Origin of the sequence: Mycobacterium sp. 1165196.3 (assembly GCF_001673415.1) — a bacterium.
GTDB lineage: Bacteria > Actinomycetota > Actinomycetes > Mycobacteriales > Mycobacteriaceae > Mycobacterium > Mycobacterium europaeum_A.
In genome coordinates, this window is sequence record NZ_LZLU01000012.1 from 1 (window position 1) to 12,840 (window position 12,840).

Consider the following 12,840-nt stretch of genomic DNA (forward strand, 5'->3'; position numbering starts at 1 on the left):
ATGCCCAGCTCGGCGGCCTTGGCGATCAACTCATGCGGGTAGGTGGCCGCCTCGTCGGCGTCGTGTGCGGCGGGCCGCAGCACTTCCTCGGCGAACTCGTCGAGGGTCTCGACGATCATCTTCTGTTCGTCGTCCGGCGTCAGATCGAAGTAGTCCTTGCCGCTGGACTTGAGCCGGGTCGGCCCGCCGCACACGACGCCGACGAGGCGGCCACCTACCCGCATGAGTTGATCGCCAAGGCCGCCGAGCTGGGCATCACCGCGATCAACATCCCCGAGGACTTCGACGGCATCGCCGCGCACCGGTCCAGCGTGACCAACGTGCTGGTCGCCGAGGCGCTGGCCTACGGCGACATGGGCCTGGCGCTGCCGCTGCTGGCGCCGGGAGGCGTGGCCTCCGCGCTGACCCATTGGGGCAGCGCCGATCAGCAGGCCACCTACCTGCCCGAGTTCGCCGGCGAGAACGTGCCGCAGGCCTGCGTGGCCATCGCCGAGCCACAACCGCTCTTCGACCCCACCCGGCTCAAGACCACCGCGGTGCGCACCCCGAGCGGATACCGTCTCGACGGGGTGAAGTCGTTGGTGCCGGCCGCGGCCGATGCCGAGCTCTTCATCGTCGGCGCGCAGCTGGATGGCAAGCCGGCCCTGTTCATCGTCGAGTCCTCGACGAAAGGCCTTAGCGTAAAACCGGATCCGAGTATGGGGATTCGCGCGGCGGCAATGGGCCACGTCGAACTCTCCGGGGTGACGGTGCCGCGCAGCGCCCGGCTCGGCGAGGACGAGGCCACCGACGAGGACTACTCCGAGGCGATCGCGCTGTCCCGGCTCGGCTGGGCGGCGCTGACCGTCGGCACCTCGCACGCGGTGCTCGACTACGTCGTCCCGTACGTCAAGGAGCGCCACGCCTTCGGTGAGCCGATCGCCCACCGGCAAGCGGTGGCCTTCATGTGCGCCAACATCGCCATCGAATTGGACGGTCTGCGGCTGATCACCTGGCGCGGCGCGGCGCGCGCCGAGCAAGGCCTGCCGTTCGTCCGCGAGGCGGCGCTGGCCAAGCGGCTCGGCGCGGACAAGGGCATGCAGATCGGCCTGGACGGCGTCCAGCTGCTGGGCGGCCACGGCTACACGAAAGAGCACCCCGTCGAACGCTGGTACCGCGACCTGCGGGCCATCGGTGTGGCCGAGGGCGTCGTCGTCATCTAAGTCGTTAACCCATTCGAGTGAAAGTTCAATCATGGCAATCAATCTGGAACTTCCCCGCAAGATGCAAGCGGTGACGACCAAGACCCATCAGGGCGCCGCCGAGTTGATGCGGCCGATCGCCCGCAAGTACGACCTCAAAGAGCACGCGTACCCCGTCGAGCTCGACACCCTGTTCAGCCTGTTCGAAGGGGCCTCGGAGTCAATCGAATTCGCCGGAGCCAACGCGCTGGGCGGCGAGGACGAAGAACGCGACAAGAACCACAACGGCGCCAACATGGCGGCGCTGCTGCAAACCCTGGAAGCCAGCTGGGGCGATCTCGCGATGATGCTGTCGGTCCCCTACCAGGGCCTGGGCAACGCCGCGATATCCGCCGTCGCGAACGAGGAACAGCTGCAACGACTGGGCAAGGTGTGGGCGGCGATGGCCATCACCGAACCCGGCTTCGGCTCGGACTCCGCGGCGGTGTCGACCACCGCCACCCTGGACGGCGACGAATACGTGATCAACGGCGAGAAAATCTTCGTCACGGCGGGCTCGCGCGCCACCCACATCGTGGTGTGGGCGACGCTCGACAAGGCGCAGGGCCGCGCGGCGATCAAGTCGTTCGTCGTGCCGCGTGAGCATCCCGGTGTCACGGTCGAACGGCTCGAGCACAAGCTCGGGATCAAGGGTTCCGACACCGCGGTCATCCGGTTCGACAACGCCCGTATCCCGAAGGAAAACCTGCTCGGCAACCCCGAAATCGAGGTGGGCAAGGGCTTTTCCGGGGTAATGGAGACCTTCGACAACACCCGGCCCATCGTCGCGGCCATGGCCGTCGGCGTCGGCCGCGCCGCCTTGGAGGAGATTCGCAAGATCCTCACCGAGGCCGGCGTCGAGATCTCCTACGACAAGCCCTCACACGTCCAGAGCGCCGCCGCGGCCGAGTTCATCCGGATGGAAGCCGACTGGGAGGCCGCCTACCTGCTGTCGCTGCGGGCGGCATGGCAGGCCGACAACAAGATCCCCAACTCCAAAGAAGCGTCGATGAGCAAGGCGAAGGCCGGCCGGATGGCCACCGACGTCACGCTCAAGACCGTCGAATTGGCAGGCACCACAGGCTATTCCGAGCAGACGCTGCTGGAGAAATGGGCGCGCGACTCGAAGATCTTGGACATCTTCGAGGGCACGCAGCAGATCCAGCAGTTGGTGGTCGCTCGCCGGCTGCTGGGACTGTCTTCGTCCGAGCTCAAGTAACTCAGGTACGCCACTCGGCGGAATCCGGCAGTGTCGCTTTGCTCTGCGGTGAGGTTAGGTCAAGGCATGGACACTTTTCACGCGCTCGTCGCGCGTCAAGATGGCGACCGGATAACCGCGTCGGTCGAAACCCTTCGCCCGGATGATCTGCCGCCCGGCGAAGTGACCGTCCGGGTCCTGTACTCCAGCGTCAACTACAAAGACGCCCTGGCGCTGACGCCGGGAGGCGGTGTGGTGCGCGACTACCCGGTGGTGCCGGGCATCGACCTGACCGGCGAGGTGGTGGAGTCGACGTCGGCCGACTTCGCGGTCGGTGACCAGGTGCTGGCCCACGGGTACGCGATCGGCACCGGCCACCACGGCGGCTACGCCGAATACGCGCGGTTGCCGGCCGACCAGGTGGTCGCGCTCGGCGCGTTGAGTCCACACGAGGGCGCCGCGATCGGGACCGCGGGCTTCACCGCCGCGATGAGCGTGCAGGCCCTGATCGACTGGGGCATCGCGCCGGATGCCGGTCCCATCGTCGTCACCGGGGCCACCGGCGGAGTCGGCTCGGTCAGCGTCGACCTGCTGGCGACCGCCGGCTACCAGGTGGTCGCCTCCACCGGTAAGGCCGAGGCCGCCGACCGGCTGAAAAACCTTGGCGCGGTGGAGGTTATCGGGCGGCTGCCCGCCGACCCCGACGCCAAGCCGCGGCCGCTCGGCAAGGCACGCTGGGCGGGCGGGGTCGACTGCGTGGGCGGCGCGACGCTGGCCGACGTGCTCAGCACCGTCGACTACGGCGGCGCAGTGGCGGCCAGCGGCCTCACCGGCGGTCCGGCGCTGCACACCACGGTGTTGCCCTTCATCCTGCGTGGCGTCGCACTGCTGGGCATGGACTCGGTGCTGATGCCGATCGGCGCGCGCCGCGAATTGTGGGCCCGGCTCGGCGACTCGTTGCGGCCACGCCACCTGGACGCGCTGGTCAGCGACGTCGACGTGAAAGATGTCGTCGGCGTGATCGACCAGGTGCGCGCCGGCAAGTTCTCCGGCCGGGCCGTAGTGCGGGTGGCCGGCGGCTTCTGAGCGGCCAGTAGGCTCTGGTGGCATGCGCGCGGTACAGGTGACTCGACTCGATGGTCCGGACGCGGTCGAGCTGACCGACATCGACGAACCGTCGGGCGACGGGGTCGTCGTCGACGTGCACGCCGCCGGGGTGGCCTTCCCGGACGCCCTGCTCACCCGCGGCCTCTACCAGTACCGCCCGGAGTTGCCGTTCGTGCTCGGCGCCGAGATCGCCGGCGTGGTCCGGTCGGCACCCGAGGGCGCGAACGTGAGCGCCGGCGACCGGGTCGTCGGGCTGACGATGCTGTCCGGCGGCATGGCCGAGGTCGCGGTGTTGGCTCCGGATCGGGTGTTCAAGCTGCCCGACAATGTGAGCTTCGAGGCGGGCGCCGGCCTGCTGTTCAACGACTTGACGGTGTACTTCGCGCTGACCGTGCGGGGTCGGCTGCAGCGTGGCGAGACGGTTCTGGTGCACGGCGCGGCCGGCGGCATCGGAACTTCGGCGCTGCGGCTGGCGCCGGCGCTGGGCGCGTCACGCACCATCGCCGTGGTCAGCACGCAGGACAAGGCCGACATCGCCACGGCGGCCGGCGCGACGGATGTGGTGCTGGCCGACGGTTTCAAGGACGCGGTCAAGGAGTTGACCCACGGACGTGGCGTCGACATCGTCGTCGACCCGGTCGGCGGCGACCGATTCACCGATTCGCTGCGGTCGCTGGCCCCCGGCGGGCGGCTGCTGGTGGTCGGGTTCACCGGCGGTGAGATTCCCACAGTGAAGGTAAATCGGTTGCTACTCAACAACGTTGACGTGGTCGGCGTGGGCTGGGGCGCGTGGGCCGGGACGCATCCGGGCGCGCTGGCCGAGCAATGGGCCGGACTCGAACGGTTGCTCACCTCCGGGGAGTTGGCCCCGCCCGAGCCGGTGGCCTACCCGCTGGAGCAGGCCGCCACCGCGGTCGCCTCCCTGGAGAACCGCAGCGCCAAGGGAAAGGTCGTGCTGCGCGTCCGCAGTTAGGCGCCGCATCTGGTCATTGGCCACGGCGGTTTCGGCACAGGTGGGTCGACCGTCAGTGGCGTTGTGGCTCGCGCCACGGCACTTGTGTCGCCCAAAAAGAGAAAGTAATGTCACTTTCAGTTTTGCACTCCTGATCGGCAGCGAGCTGGTCCCCCGTCGGAGGAGCCGTCCGTGGAATCTTTTGTGCACCTGCGAAAAGGCCGAACACCGCGCCGCCTGCATGCCGACCTCGACGGCCTCAAGGACGACGAGTTGGGCCGGGGCGGATTCACCGGCCGCACCGCCAATCTCTACCGGCGCCACGATCCCACCGCCTATCGGTCGGTTGGGCCGCTGCGGCCCATCGACGTGCTGTCCAGCGAGCTCAAGCCCAGCGACGCCACCGAAGCCGGCGGTGGGCCGCTGCTGATGTTCAGCAACGACGACTGTCGAATCCTGTTGAGCCGACGTCTCGAGCCGATGCCGTTCTTCGTCCGTCATGTCGACGGCGACCTGCTGTGCTTCGTTCACCGGGGCAGCGGCCTGGCCGAGACCGAATTCGGCCCGCTGCGCTACCGGGAGGGTGACTGGCTGTACATCCCGAAGTCCTGCACCTGGCGCCAGCTCCCCGACAGCGCGACGACCATGCTGATGATCGAGGCCACCGACGAGTTCCGGGTGCCGCCGCCGGGCGCGCTGGGCCGCCACTTCCCGTTCGACCCGTCGCAGGTCGTCATCCCGGAGCCGGCACCGGCCGACCCTGACGCAACCGACGGCGAGTTCGAGGTCCGGCTCATCCATGAGGGCGGCCCGACAACGCTGTTCTACCAACACAATCCGCTGGACGTCGAGGGCTGGCGTGGCGACAACTTCGCGTTCACCTTCAACATCGCCGACTACAACGTGATCACCTCCGACAGCGTGCACCTGCCGCCGACCGTGCACCTTTTCATGCAGGCCACCGGCGTCTACGTGATGAACTTCCTGCCCAAGCCCGCCGAGGGGATTCCGGGCACCGAACGCACCCCGTGGTATCACCGCAACGTCGACTACGACGAGATCGCCTTCTTCCACGGCGGCTCGCTGTACGGCATCCCGATGCCGCCGGGCTTGATTTCGCATGCGCCACAAGGGGTTCACCACGGCGCACCCGAAAAGGCCCGAGAACGGGCGCGGCGCAAATTCGACGACTACTCCCGCGTCGACTGGCAGGTGATCGCCATCGACACCCGGCGGCGGCTGACCCCGTCGGCCGAAGTACTGGCCCACGACCTAGGACAACACTGACATGAGGCACGCCGGCGACGATGCAGAACGAAGTGATGAGGAGCGGCGTCAATGAAAACGGCTGTGAAACACGAGTACGACCGGATCCCCTATCTCGTTGCGTTTCATAACAATTCCGGGGTCCGCGACGTCTACGGCGGCCTGGCCGAGATCACCGTGTTGGAGAGTTACCTGCTCAAGCCGAAGGACAGGCCGTCGGACACCGTGCTGGTGTTCATGCATCCCATCGGCGGCGGGGCCTACCTGCCGATGATCAACGCGCTGGCCCGCGCCGGCCATCACGTCATCTATTGCAACAGCCGCTTCCGCGGCACCGACTCGGCGCTGCTGATGGAGAAGGTGGTCGAGGATCTCGGCGAGTGCATCAAGGACGCCAAAAAGCGGCTGGGCTACGCCAAGGTGGTGCTGGCCGGATGGAGTGGCGGCGGGTCGCTGTCGGTGTTCTATCAGCAGCAGGCGCAGAATCCGACCATCACGTCCAGCCCGACCGGCGACGGCCCCAACCTCACCAGACTCGACCTGCCCGCCGCCGACGGCATCATGCTGCTCGCCGCGCACATCAGCCGGCACGGCACGCTGACCGAATGGCTGGACGCATCCATCCTCGACGAATCCGACCCCACCAAGCGCGATCCCGAACTGGACCTGTACAACCCCGACAACCCCAATCAGCCGCCTTACAGCCAAGAATTTCTGGATCGCTACCGGCAGGCGCAGATCGACCGCAACCGCCGCATCACCGCATGGGTCAGGGACAAGCTGGCCGAGCTGGCTGCAGCCGGGCGGCCCGACGACGAGTTCGGCTTCGTCGTGCACGGCACCATGGCGGACCCGCGCTGGCTGGACCCGACCGTCGATCCCAACGAACGCGCCCCGGGCACCTGCTATCTGGGGGATCCTCAGGTGGTGAACATGAGCCCCGTCGGACTGGCCCGGTTCTGCACCCTGCGCGGCTGGCTGTCGCAGTGGAGCTATGACGACGCGCGCGGCGACGCGGTGGCCTGCGGGCCCGATATCGCGATCCCGGCGCTGGTGATCGGTAATCTTGCGGATGACGCCTGCACGCCCAGCCATACCCGGAGGCTGTTCCAGGCGATCGGACATGAGGACAAGGAAATGCACGAAATCCCCGGCGCCACACACTATTACGCCGGACCCGACCAGCGCGACGCGCTGCGGGCCGCCGTCACCATCGTCACCGACTGGCTGGTGCGGCACGACTTCGCGAGCGCCGAATGACGGTGACCGGCCCCCTGGACGGCATTCGGGTGCTCGAACTGGGCACCCTGATCGCCGGTCCCTTCGCCGGGCGACTTCTCGCCGACATGGGCGCCGACGTGATCAAGGTGGAACTGCCGAAAGCCCCGGACCCGCTACGCACCTGGGGCCAGGCCGAACTCGACGGCCAACACGTCTTCTGGACGGTGCACGCGCGCAACAAGAAGGCGATCACCCTGGACTTGCGCCACCCCCGCGGGCGCGAGCTGTTCTGCGACCTTGTCGAGAAATCCGACATCGTGGTGGAGAACTTCCGCCCCGGCACGCTGGAAAAATGGAACCTGGGCTACGACGTCCTCAGCGAACGCAATCCGGGGATCATCCTGGTGCGGGTGTCGGGCTACGGGCAGACCGGACCCGATGCCACCAAGGCCGGCTACGCCTCGGTCGCCGAAGCGGCCAGCGGACTGCGGCACCTCAACGGTTTCCCCGGCGGACCGCCGCCCCGCCTGGCGCTCTCGCTCGGTGACAGCCTGGCCGGCATGTTCGGCGCGCAGGGCGCGCTGGCCGCGCTGTACCGGCGCAGTGTCACCGGGCGCGGCCAGGTGGTCGACGTCGCATTGACCGAATCATGTTTGGCCGTACAGGAATCCACCATTCCCGACTATGATGTCGGCGGAGTGGTGCGTGGACCGTCGGGCACCCGGCTCGACGGCATCGCGCCCTCGAACATCTACCGCAGCGCCGACGGTTCGTGGGTGGTGATCGCCGCCAACCAGGACACCGTGTTCGCTCGGCTGTGCAAGGCGATGTGCCGCCCAGAGCTGGCCACCGACGACCGATTCGCCACCCACGTCGCGCGTGGCCGCAACCAGGACGAACTGGACAACATCATCGGCGCCTGGGCGGCGCAACGCCGGCCCGCTGACATCATCGAAACCCTGTCCGCCGCAGGGGTGATCGCCGGTCCGATCAACACCGTCGCCGAGGTGGTCAACGACCCGCAGCTGCGCGCCCGCGACATGTTGATCGAGCACTACGACGAGCGGCTGCAGCGCAACGTGCTGGGCCCGGGCATCGTGCCGGTGCTCTCGGAATCGCCCGGCCGCCTGCGCCACGCCGGGCCAGCCCGTCCGGGCCAGCACAATGACGACGTCTTCATCGGGTTGCTGGGCAAGACGGCCGAGGAGCTCGCGGAGCTGCGCTCCGAGGAGGTGCTATGACCGCCCGCGCCGGCGACGATGCAGAGCGGAGCGATGAGGAGGAGCTGCGCCGATGACTCACGTCGACATCCGCGAGGTGGCCCTGCGCGACGGTCTGCAGATCGAAACGCCAATCCCGTTGTCGGCCAAGCTGGAACTGCTGGCCGCGGTGGCGGCGACCGGGGTCCGCGAGGTCGAGGTCACTGCATTCGTCTCCCCGACGAAGGTGCCGTCGATGGCCGATGCCGCCGAGTTGGCCGCCCATCTGCACGACTATCCCGACATCGAATTCTCGGCCCTGGTGGCCAGTCCCAACGGCGCCAAGCGGGCCGTCGCCGCCGGGTTGCGCTCCATCGAATACGTGGTGGCCGCCGACGACACCTTCAGCAAGGCCAACGTCGGACGCACCAGCGCCGAGGCCACCGAGGCGATCGACGAGATCGTCGCCATCGCCCATGGCAGCAATGTCACCGTCGAAGTCGTCATCGCCACCGCCTGGGACTCACCCTTCGAAGGCCCCACCCCGCCCCAGCGGGTGCTCGAGATCGCGGCGGCCGCCCGCGAGCGCGGCGCCGACCGCCTGTCCATCGCCGACACCATCGGCACCACCACCCCGGGCCGGGTGAGTTCGCTTATCGCGCAACTACGTCCGGTGATCGGCGACCTGCCGCTGGGCGGACACTTCCACAATACCCGCGGCTCCGGGCTGGCCAGCGCCTACGCCGCGGTCAACTCCGGGGTGACCCGGCTGGACTCCTCGGTCGGCGGGCTGGGCGGCTGCCCCTTCGCGCCGGGCGCCACCGGCAACATCGCCACCGAGGATCTGGTGTACCTGTTGGGCGACAGCGGCATCGACGTCGACGTCGACCTGCACGCCGCCATCGCCGCCGCCGACGTGGCGAAATCGCTGGTCGGACACGACCTGCCGAGCGCCCTGTTGCGGGCCGGCGACCGAAAGCGACAGTAAGTGCGGGGGAACTGAATGTCCGCCCCGGAGGCAGCCCGCGAGCTGACCGCCAAAGGTCGCCAGACCAGGCAGGCCATCGAACAGGCCGCCCGTAAACTGTTTGCCGAACGGGGCTTTCACGGCACCACCCTGGCCGACATCACCTCGGCCGCGGGCAAATCACCGGCGGTCTTCTACCGATACTTCGCCGACAAGGAAGACCTGCTGGCCGGACTCGCGGAGTCGTTCCTGCACGAGGTGGTGACGCCGTCGGGGCTGAGCGTTCACCTGCCGGACTCGCCCGACGACGACGCCTTCTTCACCTCGGTGGTCACCGGCTACTGGAACATGTTCAAACAGAACATCGGCATCATGATCGCGGTCGCCCAGCTGGCCGCCACCCAGCAGCGGTTTGCGGCCGTGCAGAACGAGTTTCGCCGCTTCGGCGTGGACATCGTGGCGGCATCGGTGCGGCGTGCGCAGGAGCAGGGCTACGGCGCCGAGCTCAACCCGCAACACACGGCGGCGGCCATCGCGCTGTTGTTCGAGAACTTCACCACCGTCTTCGTCGGGCAGTCGGGTCTCGGCATGGAGATCAGCGACGAGGACGCGATCGCCACGCTGTCGACGGTGTGGAAGAAGACTCTCTATGGTGCGTAACGCGAGAACCGCGAGGAGATAACCGTGGATTTCACCCTGCCAGAACACCTCCCGGGCGTGCTCGCCGAGATGGACGAGTTCATCGAGACCGAGATCAAGCCGCTCGAACGTGAGAACATCCAGTACTTCGACCAGCGCCGCGAGCATGCGCGCACCGACTGGGACAACGACGGGATCCCGACGCGCGAGTGGGAGGACCTGCTCTCCGAGATGCGCCGACGAGCCGATAAGGCAGGCTGGCTGCGCTACGGACTGCCCGCCTCGCTGGGCGGCCGCGACGGCAGCAACGTCGACATGGCGATCATCCGGGAGCACCTGGCGCACAAGGGCCTTGGCCTGCACAACGACCTGCAGAACGAGTCGTCGATTGTCGGCAACTTCCCGCAGGTGATCATGATGGAGCGGTTCGGCACCGACGAGCAGCGCAAGGTGTGGTCGGAGGCGTTGATCACCGGGGAGCGGTCCATGGCCTTCGGGCTGACCGAACCCAAGCACGGTTCGGATGCCACCTGGCTGGAAACGCACGCCGAACGCGACGGCGACAGCTGGGTGATCAACGGCTCCAAGCGGTTCAACACGGGGGTCCACCGCGCGACCCACGACCTGGTCTTCGCCCGCACCTCCGGTGAGCCCGGCAGCGCCCGGGGCATCACCGCGTTTCTGGTGCCGACGGACACCCCCGGATTCAACGTCCCCTACTACTGGTGGACGTTCAACATGCCGACCGACCACGGCGAGGTCGAGCTCACCGATGTGCGGATTCCCGCCGATGCGGTGCTCGGTGAGGTGGACCGCGGACTGGAAGTCGCCCAAACCTTCTTGCACGAGAATCGAATTCGGCAAGCTGCCAGCAGCCTGGGCGCGGCGCAATACTGCATCGACCGGGCCGCCGAATACGCCGGCGCCCGAACGGTGTTCGGCAAGCCGCTGTCGGCCAACCAAGCGGTCCAGTGGCCGCTGGCCGAGTTGGCGACCGAAGCGCAGATGGTGCGGCTGCTGGTGCACTACGCCGCCTGGCATCTCGACCGCGACCACCACATGGAGGTCTCGGACAAGGTGTCGATGGCGAACTACCGCGCCAACCGCCTGGTGTGCGACGCCGCCGACCGCGCCATGCAGATCTTCGGCGGCCTCGGCTACAGCCGCCACGAGCCGTTCGAACACATCTACCGCCACCACCGTCGCTACCGGATCACCGAGGGCGCCGAGGAAATACAGATCCGCCGGGTGGCGCAGCGGCTGTTCAAATTCGGCAAGAAGTGATGGACAGCGTCGAGTCAGCGGAGCTGGGCACCAAACTGGCCGGGGTGCTCTCGGCGGCCCTTGGCGCCGACACCGCGGTCGTGAATCTGCGGGCGTTGACCGGTGGCGCCAGCAGGACCACCTGGGCGTTCGAGGCCGTCACCGGCGCGCAGCGTCGCGCACTGATTCTGCGCACCGGCCCACCCGACGATGTGCATGCCGGGATGGAGCTGGAAGCCAGGACGCAGGCCGCCGCACGCGCCGCCGGCGCGCCGGTCCCCCACGTGTTGATCGCCGACAATTCGCCCGCCGCACTGGGCAATCCGTTCCTGATCTGTGACGAGATCAAGGGCGAGACCATCGTGCGGCGCATCCAGCGTCAGCTGGAGCGCGGCGACGGGCAGGCGGCCCGCGCGCAATTGCTGCAGCAGTGCGCGCAGGCGGCGGCCGCCATTCACCGCGCCGACCCAGACGTCCCGGATCTGACCCACGAGGATCAACTCGCCGAATGGCGGCAACGTCTCGACGACATGGGCGACACCACCGCAACCTTCGAGTGGGGGTTTCGCTGGCTGACCGCTCACCGTCCCCCACCGTCGCCGGCGGTGTTGGTACACGGCGATTTTCGGATGGGCAACCTGATCGTCGACGGGTCAAACCTTGCCGCGGTGCTGGACTGGGAACTCGTGCACGTCGGGGAGGCCTACGAAGACCTGGCCTGGTTCTGCATCCGGGCCTGGCGATTCGGCGCTCCGGCCGGCCTCGGCGCCGGCGGCTTGGGCAGCATCGAAAGCTTCCTACGGGCCTACGAGCAGGCCAGCGCGACTACCGTCGACCGGGTGGCGTTTCACTGGTGGCTGGTGCTGGCCACCCTGCGCTGGGGCGTCATCTGCCGCTTCCAGGCCGAGCGGCACCTGAGCGGGCAACGTCGCTCGGTCGAGTTGGCCACCATCGGCCGCCGGGTGTGCGAGACCGAGTGGGACCTGCTCAACCTGCTCGCGCCCGCCGACGATGCGCGCCGCGCGGTGGCGCGAGGAGGAGGCGGGCGATCGGGGCCGGGCGCAGCCGTGACCGGCCCGTTCGGCCGCCCGCGGGCCGCCGAACTCGTCGCCGCGGTCGCCGAATTCCTGGCGAACGACGTGCGCGGGGCGACCGAGGGGCAGGTCAACTTCCACGCCCGCGTCGCCGCCAACGCGCTGCGCATCGTCGAACGCGAACTGCTCGACGACAGCGCGGCCCAATCCCGCGCGGCACTGGCCGACCTGGGCTTCGCCGACGAAGAACAGCTGGCCGCCGCGATACGCTCCGGCGAGTTGGACGACCAAGCGGACCGGGTCACCGCGTGCCTGCGCACCCTGGTACGACGCCGATTGGCCGTCGCGCACCCCGGATACGACAGCGAATAGCCCCGCGAGCGACAGAGGAGCCAGGCATGCCCGCTTCCAGCGCCGAGACGGTCATCGATGCGGCCAACCGCCTGTTCACGGCGATCGAACGCGGCGACGTCGACGCGGTCGACGCGATGTGGAGCGACGACATCGCGGTATGGCGCGTCGGCTCGCGCCGCGGCCCACTCACAGCGGACGACAAGGCCCGCGCGATGCGGGTCATCGAGTGGTTCATCGGCGCCACCACGCAGCGTCGCTACGAAATCCTCGACCGGCAGGTCTTCGCGGATTCTTCGCAGGGATCCGCGCGGGGCTTCGTCCAGCAGCACATCTTGCACGCCACCGGGCATGCCGGACAGTCGATCTCGCTGCGGGTCTGCATCGTGATCAGGGTGGGCACCGACGGCCTGATCGAGCGCA

Annotated in this window: 11 protein-coding genes and 2 pseudogenes; 12 read left to right on the top strand and 1 reads right to left on the bottom strand. The window is 68.2% G+C overall.

Translation table 11 applies throughout. The features are described from left to right. Window positions 1–188: pseudogene (locus A5659_RS26615) on the bottom strand (acyl-CoA dehydrogenase family protein); the annotation flags it as partial. Between A5659_RS26615 and A5659_RS01145 the strand changes: the two are divergent. The 12 genes and pseudogenes from A5659_RS01145 to A5659_RS01200 form a co-directional block, all read left to right on the top strand. Next, window positions 171–1,202, top strand: a pseudogene (locus A5659_RS01145) (acyl-CoA dehydrogenase family protein); the annotation flags it as partial. The pseudogenes A5659_RS26615 and A5659_RS01145 overlap by 18 nt on opposite strands. Before the next feature lie 31 nt (window positions 1,203–1,233). Next, the gene (locus A5659_RS01150) at window positions 1,234–2,439 is read left to right on the top strand and encodes an acyl-CoA dehydrogenase family protein (RefSeq protein ID WP_066870799.1); all 1,206 of its coding nucleotides are present in this window, start codon (window positions 1,234–1,236) and stop codon (window positions 2,437–2,439) included. Between the two features lie 66 nt (window positions 2,440–2,505). After that, window positions 2,506–3,504 carry an acryloyl-CoA reductase gene (locus tag A5659_RS01155; protein ID WP_067138947.1) on the top strand — a complete coding sequence of 333 codons (999 nt, stop codon included), beginning with the start codon at window positions 2,506–2,508 and terminating at the stop codon, window positions 3,502–3,504. Between the two features lie 22 nt (window positions 3,505–3,526). Continuing rightward, window positions 3,527–4,498, top strand: coding sequence for an NADPH:quinone oxidoreductase family protein (locus tag A5659_RS01160; RefSeq protein ID WP_066870804.1), 972 nt, complete (start codon window positions 3,527–3,529; stop codon window positions 4,496–4,498). Window positions 4,499–4,669: 171 nt separating this feature from the next. After that, window positions 4,670–5,764 (top strand): homogentisate 1,2-dioxygenase, encoded by a 1,095-nt coding sequence (locus A5659_RS01165; RefSeq protein WP_066870806.1) that lies wholly within the window; start codon window positions 4,670–4,672, stop codon window positions 5,762–5,764. A 51-nt stretch (window positions 5,765–5,815) separates the two neighbouring features. After that, window positions 5,816–7,003: a S9 family peptidase gene (locus tag A5659_RS01170; RefSeq protein WP_066870812.1), complete on the top strand. Its 1,188-nt coding sequence runs from the start codon at window positions 5,816–5,818 to the stop codon at window positions 7,001–7,003. Beyond that, the gene (locus tag A5659_RS01175; RefSeq protein ID WP_067178901.1) at window positions 7,000–8,205 is read left to right on the top strand and encodes a CaiB/BaiF CoA-transferase family protein; all 1,206 of its coding nucleotides are present in this window, start codon (window positions 7,000–7,002) and stop codon (window positions 8,203–8,205) included. Before A5659_RS01170 ends, A5659_RS01175 begins: the two co-directional genes overlap by 4 nt. A gap of 52 nt (window positions 8,206–8,257) precedes the next feature. After that, on the top strand, window positions 8,258–9,151 hold the full coding sequence (locus tag A5659_RS01180) for a hydroxymethylglutaryl-CoA lyase (protein WP_067178905.1): 894 nt from the start codon (window positions 8,258–8,260) through the stop codon (window positions 9,149–9,151). Between the two features lie 15 nt (window positions 9,152–9,166). Continuing rightward, window positions 9,167–9,790, top strand: coding sequence for a TetR/AcrR family transcriptional regulator (locus A5659_RS01185; RefSeq protein ID WP_067138959.1), 624 nt, complete (start codon window positions 9,167–9,169; stop codon window positions 9,788–9,790). Window positions 9,791–9,814: 24 nt separating this feature from the next. Then, a complete protein-coding gene (locus A5659_RS01190; protein ID WP_066870822.1) occupies window positions 9,815–11,053 on the top strand; it encodes an acyl-CoA dehydrogenase family protein in 1,239 nt (412 codons plus the stop codon). Continuing rightward, window positions 11,053–12,438 (top strand): phosphotransferase family protein, encoded by a 1,386-nt coding sequence (locus A5659_RS01195; RefSeq protein WP_067178907.1) that lies wholly within the window; start codon window positions 11,053–11,055, stop codon window positions 12,436–12,438. Before A5659_RS01190 ends, A5659_RS01195 begins: the two co-directional genes overlap by 1 nt. A 26-nt stretch (window positions 12,439–12,464) precedes the next feature. Further along, on the top strand, window positions 12,465–12,840 hold a 376-nt coding region (locus A5659_RS01200; protein WP_067178911.1), incomplete at its 3' end, for a nuclear transport factor 2 family protein.

Bases quoted from the DNA above. Each gene is read 5' to 3' on its own strand.
- A5659_RS01155 (WP_067138947.1), top strand. From the start codon at position 2,506: ATGGACACTTTTCACGCGCTCGTCGCGCGTCAAGATGGCGACCGGATA.
- A5659_RS01195 (WP_067178907.1), top strand. From the start codon at position 11,053: ATGGACAGCGTCGAGTCAGCGGAGCTGGGCACCAAACTGGCCGGGGTG.
- A5659_RS01170 (WP_066870812.1), top strand. From the start codon at position 5,816: ATGAAAACGGCTGTGAAACACGAGTACGACCGGATCCCCTATCTCGTT.
- A5659_RS01185 (WP_067138959.1), top strand. From the start codon at position 9,167: ATGTCCGCCCCGGAGGCAGCCCGCGAGCTGACCGCCAAAGGTCGCCAG.
- A5659_RS01180 (WP_067178905.1), top strand. From the start codon at position 8,258: ATGACTCACGTCGACATCCGCGAGGTGGCCCTGCGCGACGGTCTGCAG.
- A5659_RS01160 (WP_066870804.1), top strand. From the start codon at position 3,527: ATGCGCGCGGTACAGGTGACTCGACTCGATGGTCCGGACGCGGTCGAG.
- A5659_RS01150 (WP_066870799.1), top strand. From the start codon at position 1,234: ATGGCAATCAATCTGGAACTTCCCCGCAAGATGCAAGCGGTGACGACC.
- A5659_RS01175 (WP_067178901.1), top strand. From the start codon at position 7,000: ATGACGGTGACCGGCCCCCTGGACGGCATTCGGGTGCTCGAACTGGGC.